This window comes from Seleniivibrio woodruffii, assembly GCF_004339245.1.
Taxonomy (GTDB): Bacteria; Chrysiogenota; Deferribacteres; order Deferribacterales; family Geovibrionaceae; genus Seleniivibrio; species Seleniivibrio woodruffii.
This window is the reverse complement of record NZ_SMGG01000006.1, coordinates 138,958-151,817: the sequence shown is the minus strand read 5'-3', so window position 1 is coordinate 151,817 and position 12,860 is coordinate 138,958. Positions and strand designations below refer to the sequence as shown.

Genomic DNA, 12,860 nt, shown 5'->3' with positions numbered 1-12,860 from the left:
CTTTTTAATCTAAATCATCTGATATTATGAAATTAATTAAATTCCGATTGATTTAATTACCGTGTCTGGCATATTACATAAATGGAAATAATAAGGGATATATCTTCCTTTCAGTCAGACAGGAATATGGTTGTGAGCCTCGGCAACTTCGACGGTGTACATGCGGGGCACAGAGAGCTGATAAGCCGCTCGGTGCGGCTGGCCAGAGAGAAAGGTCTGCGCAGCGGTTTTGTAACCTTCGAACCCCATCCCCTGAAGTTTTTCGGTGCGGATGTCAGCCTGCTCTCCACTCTGGATATGAAGATCCGGGAGTTTGAAGAGCTCGGAGCCGACGTGCTTTTTCTGATAAAGTTTGACGAGCATCTTGCGGGAATAAACCCTGAGATATTCGTCAGCGAGTTTCTGGTAAAAAAGATGCGTGCCAGCTTTATAGTGGTCGGCTATGACTACCGCTTCGGCAGAGGCCGGGCGGGTTCGTTCGATTTTCTGGTGCAGATGAGCTCCAGACTGGGCTACACCGCAATTCAGGTTCCGAAGGTCGTCGTGAACGGCATAACTGCATCCAGCACAAACATCAGAAGATACCTTCTGGAGGGCGATGTGCGCAGTGCGGCAACGCTTCTGGGCAGATGCTACCGCATAGGCGGAAAAGTTGTCAAAGGGGACGGAATAGCCACCGGAATAGGCTTTCCCACGGCCAACATCGAACCTGAGAACGAACTTATCCCCATGAACGGAATATACGCCGCCAGAGTTCACGTTGACAATGCGTCATACGAAGGCGCACTCTATATCGGCGAACGCCCGACAGTGGGTTCGGGACTTAAAAAACGGGTTGAGGTGAATCTTTTCGGGTTCAGCGGCAACCTTTACGGAAAATATATTGAAGCTGAACTGGTTCAGTTCATGCGCAGCGACAGAAAATTCGGGTCGGTGGACGAGCTGAAGGCTCAGATAAAGACCGACTGTGATAACATAAAGGTGTTTTTTGAAGGACAAAAATAAGAAAATATCATTCATCAGCCTCGGCTGTTCAAAAAATCAGGTGGATCTTGAATACCTGATGGGTTCCATAAAGGACGAAGGTTACGAAATAACCCATGTTCCGGAGGATTCAGACGCAATAGTGGTCAACACCTGCGGGTTCATCGAACCTGCTGTGGCGGAGGCAATTGAAAACATTCTGGAGATGAGCAGGCGCAAGCAGAAGGATGCGAAGCTCATCGTTACAGGGTGCATGAGCGAACGCTATAAGCTGGAGCTTCTGAAGGAGATGCCGGAGATAGACTATTTCACCGGAGTAGGTGAGCTGGACAAGGTCATCGGCTTTCTGAACGGAACAGGCGAGCGCCCTAAAAACTACGGCACATCAAGGCTCATCGCAAACACGCCCTATTTCGCATATCTCAAGATATCCGAAGGATGCAACAACAAGTGCTCATACTGCGCAATCCCCGGCATCAGAGGACAGCTTGTCAGCCGCCCTTCCGAAGATATCATTGCCGAGGCCGAAAACCTCGTCGCTCAGGGTGTTAAAGAGATAATCATCATATCTCAGGACAACACAAAATACGGCACAGACATCTACGGCCGCAAAGAGATAGTCCCTCTTCTTAAAAAAATAGAGAACATTGAGGGCGATTTCACTGTCAGGATTATGTACATGAATCCCGACGGCGTGGATGATGAACTGATAGACACCATCTGTTCGTCAAAAAAGATACTCAGCTATTTTGATATACCCGTTCAGCATTATTCAGCAAAAATGCTGAAAGCTATGAAACGCAGATCAACGCCTGAGATTATCGACGAGGTCTTCACTGCCATCCGCAAAAAAGACCCCGAGAGCTTCCTGCGCACAACGATGATCGTGGGCTTTCCCGGTGAGACCGAGGCTGACTTTGACGAGCTTATCGCTTTTCTGAAAAAACACAGACCCGACTTTGCGGGCTTCTTCCCCTATTACAGGGAGAAGGGAACAGCCGCATACACCATGGGGCAGCCCGTGGGCAAGCGTGAGGTCAACAGGCGCATAAAGGTATTGCAGAAACTCCAGAAGGAGAACACCAATACCCGCTTGAAATCGCTGAAGAAAAACGACATAATCTGCTACGTCGAAGGCGAGAGCGAGGAGTCGGAGTTCATCCTGCAGGGCAGAGCGACCTTTCAGGCTCCGGAAATTGATGGAAAAGCGTTCATAATAGGCGGTCTGGCCGACAGAGGCTACGGCCCCTACAGATGCAGAATAAAGAAGATAGCATATCCCGATATATATTGTGAAATAACTGATAATACATGGTGATACGGATGAAAAAACTTTTAGTGATACTGCTGGCTGCGGCCTCAATCGTCTCATGCGCTAAGCCCGAAGTAAGGCTTAACGCCGAAGAGAGCATGCAGAAGGGTCTGGCGCTCTTCCAGAAAAAGAACTATGACGAAGCTATCCCGCTGTTTGAAAACTCCATAATGGAGGCGCAGACACCCGATATAGCATCGAAAGCTCAGCTTTTCCTTGCCGACTCATATTTCCTCAGTAAAAAATATCCGGAAGCTATTCCTGCGTATCAGCAATATCTTGATATATACGGCTCGTCGGAAGATGCCAATCTGGCCATGCTCAGAATGGGACTGTCCCACTATGCTCTGATGGATAAGGTGGACAGGGATATGGGAGCGGCGGAAGGTGCTCTCAGAAGCTTTACAACCCTGCGTGAGAAGGATCCTGCCTTTGCGAAAGAACATGATCTGACCAAAAAAATAGTGGAACTGCGCAACATGCTCGCAAAAAGGGAGCTTATGGTGGCCGAGTTCTACATCCGCATTAAAGAACCTCAGGCGGGGCTTAAGCGACTGGATTTCATCATCGAGAGATATAAGGACACAGAATCATACGAAGACGCACTGTATGACTACGGAAAATACTATGCGGACATTGAGGGAAAAGAGAACGATGCCCTCAGATATTTTAACCAGCTGATGAAAGAAAATCCCGAAACAAAATATGCCAAAGATGTGGCGAAACAGCTTGTGGCACTGCTTGACAGGGTGCAGAAGAGGCTGGACAAGAAAGGAGCGAAGTAGATGCTTGACGTTAAATATATCATAGCGAATCTGGAAACAGCCCGCAAAAAAACGGCGGACAGGGGGGCGCAGTTCGATTTCGATGCTCTTTTGGCGCTGGATTCGGAACGCAAAAAACTTCAGGCAAAGAACGACGAACTGAAGAACGAACGCAACACCGTGAGCAAGGAGATAGGCAGAATCAGAAAGGAGGGCGGCGACATATCCGCCATTCAGGAGAAGATGCGCCTTGCGGGTGACGAAATAGACGCAAACGACAGGACACTGGGTGAAATTCAGGCGAAGATGGAGGAGATGCTCCTCAACCTTCCCAACCTCGTTAAAGATGAAGTGCCTGTTGGCAAAGACGAAACCGAGAACGTTATTTTCAGGACATGGGGCGAACCCAGGCAGTTATCCTTTGAGCCCAAAGCACACTGGGACATAGCCGAAAACCTGAAAATGCTGGATTTCGAGCGTGGAACCAAGATAGCTAAATCAAGATTCACCGCATACATGGGCATGGGCGCAAAACTGGAAAGAGCGCTCATCAACTTCATGCTGGACACCCACACAGAGAGGGGCTACAGAGAGGTGCTCGCACCCTATCTGGTGAACGCCGATTCAATGAGGGGCACAGGTCAGCTGCCGAAGTTTGAAGAGGAGCTTTTCAAATGCGAGCGTGACGGTTTGTATCTCATTCCCACGGCAGAAGTTTCCGTCACAAACCTGTATTCCGGCGAAATTCTCTCCGAAAACGAACTGCCCATCCGCCACTGCTCCTATTCCGCATGCTTCCGCAGGGAAGCAGGTTCACACGGAAAGGATGTCAGAGGGCTTATCCGTCAGCACCAGTTCAACAAGGTGGAACTGGTGAAGATAACCGCTCCGGAGGATTCCGAAGCTGAACTGGCTGAACTGCTCGATTCCGCAGAGAACATCCTGCGCCTGCTGAAACTCCCCTACAGGGTCATGACGCTCTGTTCCGGCGACATAGGATTTTCATCCGCAAAAACCTTCGACATAGAGGTATGGCTGCCTTCGGTCAGCACCTACAGAGAGATATCATCCTGTTCAACCTTCACCGACTATCAGGCACGCCGTGCGTCCATACGCCTGCGCAGAAAGGACGGCAAAAAGGTTGAATTTGCCCATACAATAAACGGTTCAGGCCTCGCAGTGGGCAGAACCCTTGTCGCCGTACTCGAAAACTATCAGAACGAGGACGGTTCCATTACAGTTCCCGAAGTCCTCAGACCCTATCTGAATGGTCTGGAAGTGATAAAAGCATGAAAACACTTTACATAGCTGGAACCAGCATCAGCGGCGACTACTCAGGTTCGCCTGCGTACCTTTTCGAAGTGGTTGAAAAATGTACCCTCGTCATAGGCGAGGATAAAAAAAATCTGGGCAGAATGCTCGCGGCGTCAGGTTTTCGTGACAGGGAGCAGATGCTTCTGAACGAACACTCTCTGGACAGGGACAAGGATTTTCTGCTGGAAATAGCCATGGGGCACGAAAACGTGCTGCTGATGAGCGATTCCGGTACGCCCTGTGTTGCCGATCCCGGATATGATTTTGTAAACAAGGCATGGGAAGCGGGTTTCAATGTTATCTCCGTTCCAGGCCCTTCATCAATAACAGCGGCTCTGTCCGTTTCCGGATACTTCTCGGAAAGATTCTACTTCGCAGGCTTCCCGCCCAAGGACGTTGTTCTGCGTAAGAAATTCATGGACAGGGTGATGAACAACAAAGACACGGTTGTGGTTTTCGAAAGACCCTACCACGCAAATCAGCTTATCGAAGAGGTTTCATTCATCAGCCGCCCCATGAGCATGTCGTTCAATCTGGGTATGCCCGATGAAATAACCTACAGAGGTACGGCAAAGGAGATTGCGGCGGCAATTCCGGAGAAGGTTAAGAAGCCGTTTGTGCTTGTTATTGCCGGAACTTCCCGCTGATTTCTGTTTATATGCGTCGCATTACGGCGTCTGATGCTCTTCGGAACTGCTCACATACATTTGAGTATGCTCGCAGCCCTCTCATCGCATCATCCTTGTTCTGCTAGCATCTAAACAGAAATAGGTTTCTGTTTTAGTCACTCTGAACGTAGTGAAGAGTCTCAATACGAGATCCTTCGGCTTTGCCTCAGGATGACGTTTGGTCTTTACTGTGATGTGGGAAAAGCGTCATTGCGAACCTGCGTAAGCAGGTGCGGCAATCCCATCATATTTCGTCGGCTGAAATAAACATTCCTGCCTTACAACTGCATGCGACTGCCACGGACACAGCCCGAAATCCATATTTATGTAATCAAAACCCTCAAAATGCCGATATTATAGGCATAAGTTCCATTGAGAGGGCGAAAAGTGAAGGGGATAACCGCAGTCAGCCTTACAGACACTGCCGTATATAAAAAAACCTTTTACAATGCCGCTCTGTCCGTCGGTCTCAACAACAAATCCGCCGCAAAACACTCAGATGCCGTTCAGATAAGCGATATAGCAAAGTCACTTATGAACTCAGCATCAGCTTCGGAACCCTCAAACACAGAAAACGCTCTGAAAAAATAATATCATTATCTCAAAATTCACCCTTGACATCGGATAAAACATCACTATTATCATGATAAAGGTGATGAATGAAGATTACGGCAAAATGCTACTACGCACTTATAGCATCGGTTGAACTGGCAGGCAGCTACGGCAAAGGACCTGTGCGAGCCGCCAAAATAGCGGAAATCCACGGAATACCCGTGCGCTTTCTGGAGCTGATACTCAACGACCTTAAAAGTGCTGAGATAGTGGAATCCAAAAGGGGCGTCGACGGAGGTTTCTCTCTGAAGTCACTTCCTGCAGAAATAAGGGTTTATGATATCTTCAAAGCCATCGACGGCGAACTCATTATGATAGACTGTGAAAAGGTCTCCGCTGGCGAGTGCATGCTCAAGGAATACATGCACGGCCTCCGTGCAGTAATATATGACTACCTCCACAACACAACACTGGCGGAACTTGCAGAATCCTGCAGAAATGGCGGAAACGGACTGAACTACGTCATTTAAAAATTTTTTATATAATTTATCATATGATCTATGATTTTTTAAGGAGTTTTATATGAGCCAGATCGATACGCAGCTTCTTCATTTCGGATACACCCCCGGCGAGGATGGTTCCAGAGCGGTTCCCCTCTACCAGACCACAAGCTATGTGTTCAAATCCAACGAACACGCCGCAAACCTTTTCGGACTGAAAGAGTTCGGAAACATTTACACCAGAATAACAAACCCCACAACAGCAGTGCTTGAGGCACGTCTGGCCGCTCTCACAGGCGGAACAGCGGCACTGGTTCTCTCCTCCGGTCAGGCGGCGATAACCTACTCAATCCTGAACATTGCACAGGCCGGACAGAACATTGTAAGTACGACAAACCTTTACGGCGGAACATATAATCTCTTTAAATACACCCTGAAAAGACTGGGAATCGAAGTGCGCTTCGTGGATTCATCCGATCCTGAAAACTTCATCAAAGCGGCGGACGAGAACACCAGAGCCTTCTACACAGAATCAATCGGCAACCCCAAAAACAATGTTGACAACATAGACAAAATTGCGGAACTGGCGCACAGCATCAACGTTCCTCTGATAGTGGACAACACAGTTGCTCCCTATCTGTTCGATGCGTTCGGCCACGGAGCGGACATCATCGTGTTCTCGCTCACAAAGTTCATCAGCGGAAACGGAACCTCCATCGGCGGCGCAATCGTTGAGAAGGGCGATTTCAACTGGGCAAACGGCAAGTTCCCCGAACTGACCGATCCCGACCCCAGCTACCATGGACTCAGCTACTGGGCGGCGTTCGGAAACCACGACGGAGCAGTGGTAAAGGGCATAGCCTATGCAATCAAAGCCCGTGTTCAGCTTCTTCGTGACCTCGGTTCTTGCATCAGCCCCTTTAACTCTCACCAGATCATTCTGGGGCTTGAAACCCTTACACTCCGCATTCAGAAGCACAGCGAAAATGCACTGAAAGTAGCTCAGTATCTTGAAAGCCACCCCAAAGTGGCATGGGTTAACTACCCCGGACTTGCAAGCCACAAGGACAACGCCAGAGCAAAGGAATATCTGCCCAGAGGATTCGGAGCCATCATCGGTTTCGGAGTTAAGGGCGGTCTGGAAGCGGGCGGCAAACTGATAAACAACGTTAAGCTCTTCTCGAACCTTGCGAACATCGGCGACGCACGCTCACTGATAATCCACCCCGCAAGCACCACCCACAGCCAGCTCACACCCGAGCAGAGGCTGACAACCGGTGTTACGGACGATTTCATCCGTCTGTCCATAGGTCTTGAGGATGTGAACGACATAATAGCTGATCTCGAACAGGCGCTTAACGCCTGATAAGCAAGAATAGCCCCCTGACGCAGAGATGCGGCGGGGTTAAAGAGTATCGCAGGCGGCGGCCGAAGGGGAGAACGGCACAGGAAAAGAGGGAAGAAGCCGCAGCCGGATACGACAACCTCCTTATAAAAGCAAAAAAGAGCTGAGGCGGACTCATCCCCGTTTCGGCTCTTTTTTTGTGTTCTGATAATTAAGAAAAATGGTCATTTCAGCGGTTTCCTTTAATGTCACGCTGGTGTATAATGTGGTGTAACATTGTTTGAGGCTGATTTTAATGAAAGACGTTCTGTTGAAAAAAGAGCACTTTAACGGCTTTGTTGAAAGCCTGATGAGTTCATATAAGGTGGCCGCCCCTGTGCGCAGGGGTGAAAAAAGTTTTGCGTTCAACTATATCACAGAAGCCGAAGATATCTGTCTGAACCATATCCCTACCATTCTGCCGCCTAAAAAATATTTTCTGCCGCAGCACGAGACCCTTCTGGAATACGACACCACAAACGGTCAGGACATGCAGGCATTCGTTGAGATGGAACCGATGGTGATAATCGGCGTCCACTCCTGCGACATAGCCGGAATCCAGTGTCTGAATCACGTTTTCATGGACAGACCTAAGGACTACCACTATCAGGCACGGCACGATAAAATTCTGCTGATTGGCTATGAGTGCCTGCGCAAATGCGACCAGTACGCATCCTGCGGGCTGATGCAGACCCACATGCCCACCGGAGGCTATGACCTGTTCATGACCGACATCGGCGATTATTACTATTTCAGCATAAACACCTTTGCCGGCAAAGGGATGATAGGACTTTTCGACGGTTTCAGTCTGGCCGACGCAGAAGCTGAGAAGATCCTTAAAAAGATACGCTCCGACAAGAAAAAGCTGTTCAAAAACGAGACCGATGTGAGTCTGGCGGAGATTCCGTCCATTTTTGAGTGGGGATTTGACAGCCATGTCTGGGACAGAACGGCGGAAAAATGCCTATCCTGCGGCAACTGCACCAACGTGTGCCCCACCTGCTACTGCTTCGATGTTAAGGATGAGCCGGAACTTAACCTTTCCAAGGGGCGCAGGGTTCGGGTGTGGGATTCCTGCCAGAACGAGACCTTCGCCATCATAGCGGGGGGCGAAAACTTCCGTGCCAAGCGTGCGCAGCGCACAAGGCACAGATTCTTCCGGAAATTCAAATATCCGGTACAGCGATACGGAAAATTCTTCTGCACAGGCTGCGGCAGATGCAGCCGCCAGTGCATGGCATCCATAAACCTTAAAGAGACAATCTCCAACCTGAAAAAATCGTGGGGTGAGATATGAGAATACCCTTGAAAAAATCGGGTTACGAGATAAACAAGGCGGAGGTGGTTAAGATAACCCCTATGACCGCCACCGAAAAGCTTTACGAAATACGCCTGAAAAATGGCGAGAGCCTCGACCACGACCCCGGTCAGTTTGTTGAGGTTTCCATATTCGGAGCGGGCGAAGCACCCATATCAGTGTGCTCCTCTCCCACAAATCAGGACACTTTCGAGCTTTGCATCCGCAAGGTGGGGCGTATGACCTCGGTTCTGCACAACCTGAAAGTGGGCGACGAAGTGGGCATAAGAGGGCCGTTTGGTGTCGGATTCCCCGTTAACCTGCTTAAGGGGCGGGATACGATATTCATTGCGGGCGGGCTTGGCATAGCCCCCATGCGTTCCGTTATAAACTACGTTCTGGACGAGCGGCGGGATTTCGGCAAGGTCGATATTCTGCTGGGATGCAAATCCCCTCAGAACATGCTTTTCGGAAACGAGGTTGCCGACTGGGCGGAGCGGATGGACGTGAATTTCTGCTGCACGGTGGACAAGGCCGACCCCGATTGGAAGGGTAATATAGGACTTATAACGACACTTATTCCGGGGGTTAATTTTAACCCTGACAATACTTTTGCGGTGGTGTGCGGTCCTCCGGAAATGTATATATACGTCATTCAGGAACTGCTGAAAAAAGGTATGCCGGACAACAGGATATATGTTTCTCTGGAACGGCATATGAAATGCGGAATGGGCAGATGCGGTCACTGTCAGATACACCAGTATTACTGCTGTATGGACGGTCCCGTGTTCCCTTATGACAAGGTGAAAGACCTTGAGGGGGCCATATGAAACAGACCCCCAAAGTTGCGTTTTTTGATCTGGCCTGTTGCGAGGGCTGTCAGCTTCAGGTTGCAAACCTCGGCGAGGAGCTTCTGGATCTGCTCGGCCACATAGAGGTGGTTGAGTTTCGTGAGATAATGAGCGAAAAATGGGACGGTGAATACGATCTGGCCATCATAGAGGGCAGTGTCACCAACGAAGAGGCGGAGGAGAAGGTCAGAGAGATCCGCCGCAGATCAAAAATGCTGATGTCATACGGCGCATGCGCAGTCAACGGCGGCATAAACGGAATAAAGAACAAGACTCCCATGGAGGAGAACGGCAGAATAGTTTACGGCGACAGGTTCAAAGATTATCCGTCCATGCCCACAAGGGCTGTCGGGGACATCGTTGAGGTGGACTATATAGTGCCTGGCTGTCCCATATATCCGCCGGAGTTTCTCAAGGTGCTGAAAAGTGCACTGGCAGGGCTGGAATACATCATTCCTGACCATGCTGTGTGCGTTGAGTGCCGTTTCAACGAGAACGAATGCATGTATGAAAAGGGCATAAACTGCATGGGGCCGATCACAAGGGCGGGCTGCAACAGCTGGTGTCTGAACAACGGAAACAGATGCTACGGATGCAGAGGACTGCTCAGCAACCCGAACATACACGGTGCGAGGGACGTTATGAAAAAATATGACCTCGACCCTGACGCACTGCTGAAATCCATAGATATGTACAACGCCGCCGCAGGAGCCGCCGATGAGTAAGAACCTCTCTGTGAACGTTGAGTTTCTCACCCGTGTGGAAGGGCACGGCCACATCGTTGTGGATATGAAGAACGGGGTACTGAATAAGTGTGAACTGCAGATAGTTGAAGCTCCACGCTTTTTCGAGGCCATGGTGCGGGGCAGAAGTATTTTCGAACTCCAGCACATAACCTGCCGGATCTGCGGAATATGCTCGTGCGGTCACAGTCTGGCCAGTATTCAGGCGGCCGAGGATGCCATAGGGTTCACACCCTCCGAGCAGACTCTTCAGCTTCGCAAACTCCTGCTCCATCTTGAAAATCTCGACAGTCACATTCTTCATATATACATGCTTGCCGCACCCGATATGCTCGGGAAAAAGAGTGCTCTGGCACTCACAGCAACCCACGGCGATGCAGTCCGCAGAGCGTTGAGGATGAAAAAATGCTGTAACGATGCCTGTGCGGTGCTTGTGGGTAGGCACGTCCATCCCATATCGTCCACCGTCGGCGGGTTCACAAAGATACCGTCTGAGGCAGATCTGCTTGAGATGCGTAAACAGTTTTCCGCCATGAAGCAGGATCTTCTGCCCACGCTGGAACTGGCAAAAACCTTTGTTTTTCCCGAATTTCACCGTGAAACCGAGTACGTTGCACTGAAAAACGACAGCGAATACGCCCTTTTAAGCGGAAAAGTGTCCTCAAGCAGGGGCGTTCTGAAAGATAAATCCGAATATAAGTCCATCACCAATGAATATCTTGTGCCCCACTCCACAGCCAAACACGCAAGGCTGACGGGCGACTCCTATATGGTGGGCGCACTGGCAAGATTCAACATTAACTATGAAAAGCTCCATCCGCTGGCAAAATATGCCGCAGACGAGCTTAAAATGAAGCCTGTATGCTCAAATCCCTATCTGAACACTGCGGCGCAGATCGTCGAGTGCTTCCACTTTGTTGAGGATTCAATCCATATCATCGACAGGCTCCTTGAAAAAGGAACGGACAAGTCAGAAGCGGTGATTGTGGGGCTGAATGAGAACGAGGTCATCAAGGTTAAGGCCGGACGTGGCGTCGGGGCTGTTGAAGTTCCCAGAGGACTTCTGTACCACTGCTACGAGGTGGACGAGAGGGGAACGATACTCTCCGCCGATTGTGTTATCCCCACGGGGCAGAATCTTGCGAACATAGAGCTTGATATGCGTCAGCTGGCTTCTATGGTCTGCGACAAAACTCAGGAGGAGGCGACCCTTCTTTTCGAGATGATGGTGCGGGCATATGACCCCTGCATCTCCTGCTCAACACACGTTCTGGAGGTGGATTTTGTCTGATACCATCAGGGAGATACTCCCTTCCGCAAAAGGTCTCACCCTCTATGTCGGTCTGGGCAACAGCCTCAGAGGTGACGATTTTGCCGGCTCGTATATAGTGACGCTGATTGAAGGTCGGGACAGAATAGAAAAATTCGATGCTGGCGAAAAACCAGAAAACGCATACGACAAAGCACTGGAAGTGAAACCCGTAAAGGCCGTTTTTTTCGATGCGGCGGACATGGGGCTTCCGGCGGGAACCGTTCAGATAGTATATGAAGATACTCTGTCCATAAAAGCCATGAGCACCCATAAAGTACCTCTGCCGCTCATCACAAAGCTTATCCGTGAGGAAACGGGCGCAGAGATAGTTATCTGCGGAATACAGCCCGCAAGCGTTGATTTTATGAAAAAAATGGACGAATCCGTTAAGGAATCCTGTGAGACTCTTGCCAAGATCATCAACAACAGCCGCTGAGTTCAAAGAGCTTTCCGTAAACACTCCCCACGGGGAAATTCTCTTTACCCACGAGATAAAACACGGCCTGAAGCGTGTATATATCCGTATAAATAATGACGGAAAAGTCATGCTTCGTTCTGCACGAATGTCCATTAATGAGGCAAGGGGCATAATTCTGTCAAAATCCGGCTGGATTCAGGCAAAATTGGCTGAAAAACGGACGAATGCCGTTTTTGACCCCCTTCAGAATATGCATTATCTGGGGGTGCAGTATGAAAATCAGTGGATCTTCAATGAAAAAATGGGAATAGGCTCCGTAAAAATCGGATTTCAGGCCGGAAAATGTGTCTTTGAGTATAACCCGCAGATGATGCGTGATGAGATACTGCTTGAAAAGCTGGACGGATTCTATCGGAAGGAGGCGAAGAAAATTGTGCCGCCTCTGGTGGAAAAATGGTCTGCTGCCATGGGTTTAAAACAGAAAAGCGTAACGTTTCGCAAGGCAAGAAGCCGCTGGGGCAGCTGTTCGTCGAAGGGCGGTCTGTCGTTCAATATCTATCTGGCGAAGCTTCCTCCTGAATGCATCGAATACGTTGTAGTTCACGAACTTGCCCACCTTGCCCATCATAACCACGGAGCGCAATTCTGGGCTCTTGTGGGAAGGTATATTCCAGATTACCAACGCCTGCGCAGGTCTATGAAACAGTTTGCTGTGTAATAATTACGCTGATTAATTCTGTCCGTGTGCATAATTTGCTGTA

Annotated in this window: 14 protein-coding genes; all 14 read left to right on the top strand. The window is 49.5% G+C overall.

Annotated elements, in window-relative coordinates; genetic code table 11:
- Positions 1 to 81 precede the first annotated feature (81 nt).
- The 14 genes from ribF (at position 82) to C8D98_RS11680 (ending at position 12,817) form a co-directional block, all read left to right on the top strand.
- Entirely contained in the window at positions 82 to 1,005 is a 924-nt protein-coding gene (gene ribF, locus C8D98_RS11745; RefSeq protein WP_132874353.1) for a riboflavin biosynthesis protein RibF, read from the top strand.
- Positions 989 to 2,302: a 30S ribosomal protein S12 methylthiotransferase RimO gene (gene rimO, locus C8D98_RS11740; protein WP_132874352.1), complete on the top strand. Its 1,314-nt coding sequence runs from the start codon at positions 989 to 991 to the stop codon at positions 2,300 to 2,302. The genes ribF and rimO overlap by 17 nt, the downstream gene beginning before the upstream one ends.
- A 5-nt stretch (positions 2,303 to 2,307) precedes the next feature.
- Positions 2,308 to 3,081: an outer membrane protein assembly factor BamD gene (locus tag C8D98_RS11735; protein WP_165871314.1), complete on the top strand. Its 774-nt coding sequence runs from the start codon at positions 2,308 to 2,310 to the stop codon at positions 3,079 to 3,081.
- Positions 3,082 to 4,353, top strand: a complete 1,272-nt coding sequence (gene serS, locus C8D98_RS11730; protein WP_132874350.1) for a serine--tRNA ligase — start codon at positions 3,082 to 3,084, stop codon at positions 4,351 to 4,353. It abuts the gene before it with no gap.
- The gene (gene rsmI / locus C8D98_RS11725) at positions 4,350 to 5,021 is read left to right on the top strand and encodes a 16S rRNA (cytidine(1402)-2'-O)-methyltransferase (RefSeq protein WP_132874349.1); all 672 of its coding nucleotides are present in this window, start codon (positions 4,350 to 4,352) and stop codon (positions 5,019 to 5,021) included. Before serS ends, rsmI begins: the two co-directional genes overlap by 4 nt.
- A gap of 408 nt (positions 5,022 to 5,429) precedes the next feature.
- On the top strand, positions 5,430 to 5,633 hold the full coding sequence (locus C8D98_RS11720; RefSeq protein WP_132874348.1) for a hypothetical protein: 204 nt from the start codon (positions 5,430 to 5,432) through the stop codon (positions 5,631 to 5,633).
- A 68-nt stretch (positions 5,634 to 5,701) separates the two neighbouring features.
- Positions 5,702 to 6,124, top strand: a complete 423-nt coding sequence (locus tag C8D98_RS11715) for an RrF2 family transcriptional regulator (RefSeq protein ID WP_132874347.1) — start codon at positions 5,702 to 5,704, stop codon at positions 6,122 to 6,124.
- Between the two features lie 52 nt (positions 6,125 to 6,176).
- The gene (locus C8D98_RS11710; protein WP_132874346.1) at positions 6,177 to 7,460 is read left to right on the top strand and encodes an O-acetylhomoserine aminocarboxypropyltransferase/cysteine synthase family protein; all 1,284 of its coding nucleotides are present in this window, start codon (positions 6,177 to 6,179) and stop codon (positions 7,458 to 7,460) included.
- A 274-nt stretch (positions 7,461 to 7,734) separates the two neighbouring features.
- Positions 7,735 to 8,775, top strand: a complete 1,041-nt coding sequence (locus tag C8D98_RS11705) for a 4Fe-4S dicluster domain-containing protein (protein WP_132874345.1) — start codon at positions 7,735 to 7,737, stop codon at positions 8,773 to 8,775.
- Positions 8,772 to 9,605: an FAD/NAD(P)-binding protein gene (locus tag C8D98_RS11700; protein WP_132874344.1), complete on the top strand. Its 834-nt coding sequence runs from the start codon at positions 8,772 to 8,774 to the stop codon at positions 9,603 to 9,605. The genes C8D98_RS11705 and C8D98_RS11700 overlap by 4 nt, the downstream gene beginning before the upstream one ends.
- Entirely contained in the window at positions 9,602 to 10,351 is a 750-nt protein-coding gene (locus tag C8D98_RS11695) for an NADH-quinone oxidoreductase subunit B family protein (RefSeq protein WP_132874343.1), read from the top strand. The genes C8D98_RS11700 and C8D98_RS11695 overlap by 4 nt, the downstream gene beginning before the upstream one ends.
- A complete protein-coding gene (locus C8D98_RS11690; RefSeq protein ID WP_132874342.1) occupies positions 10,344 to 11,660 on the top strand; it encodes a Ni/Fe hydrogenase subunit alpha in 1,317 nt (438 codons plus the stop codon). Before C8D98_RS11695 ends, C8D98_RS11690 begins: the two co-directional genes overlap by 8 nt.
- A complete protein-coding gene (locus C8D98_RS11685; protein WP_165871313.1) occupies positions 11,653 to 12,117 on the top strand; it encodes a hydrogenase 3 maturation endopeptidase HyCI in 465 nt (154 codons plus the stop codon). Before C8D98_RS11690 ends, C8D98_RS11685 begins: the two co-directional genes overlap by 8 nt.
- Positions 12,089 to 12,817, top strand: a complete 729-nt coding sequence (locus C8D98_RS11680; protein ID WP_165871312.1) for a M48 family metallopeptidase — start codon at positions 12,089 to 12,091, stop codon at positions 12,815 to 12,817. The genes C8D98_RS11685 and C8D98_RS11680 overlap by 29 nt, the downstream gene beginning before the upstream one ends.
- Positions 12,818 to 12,860: the final 43 nt, after the last annotated feature.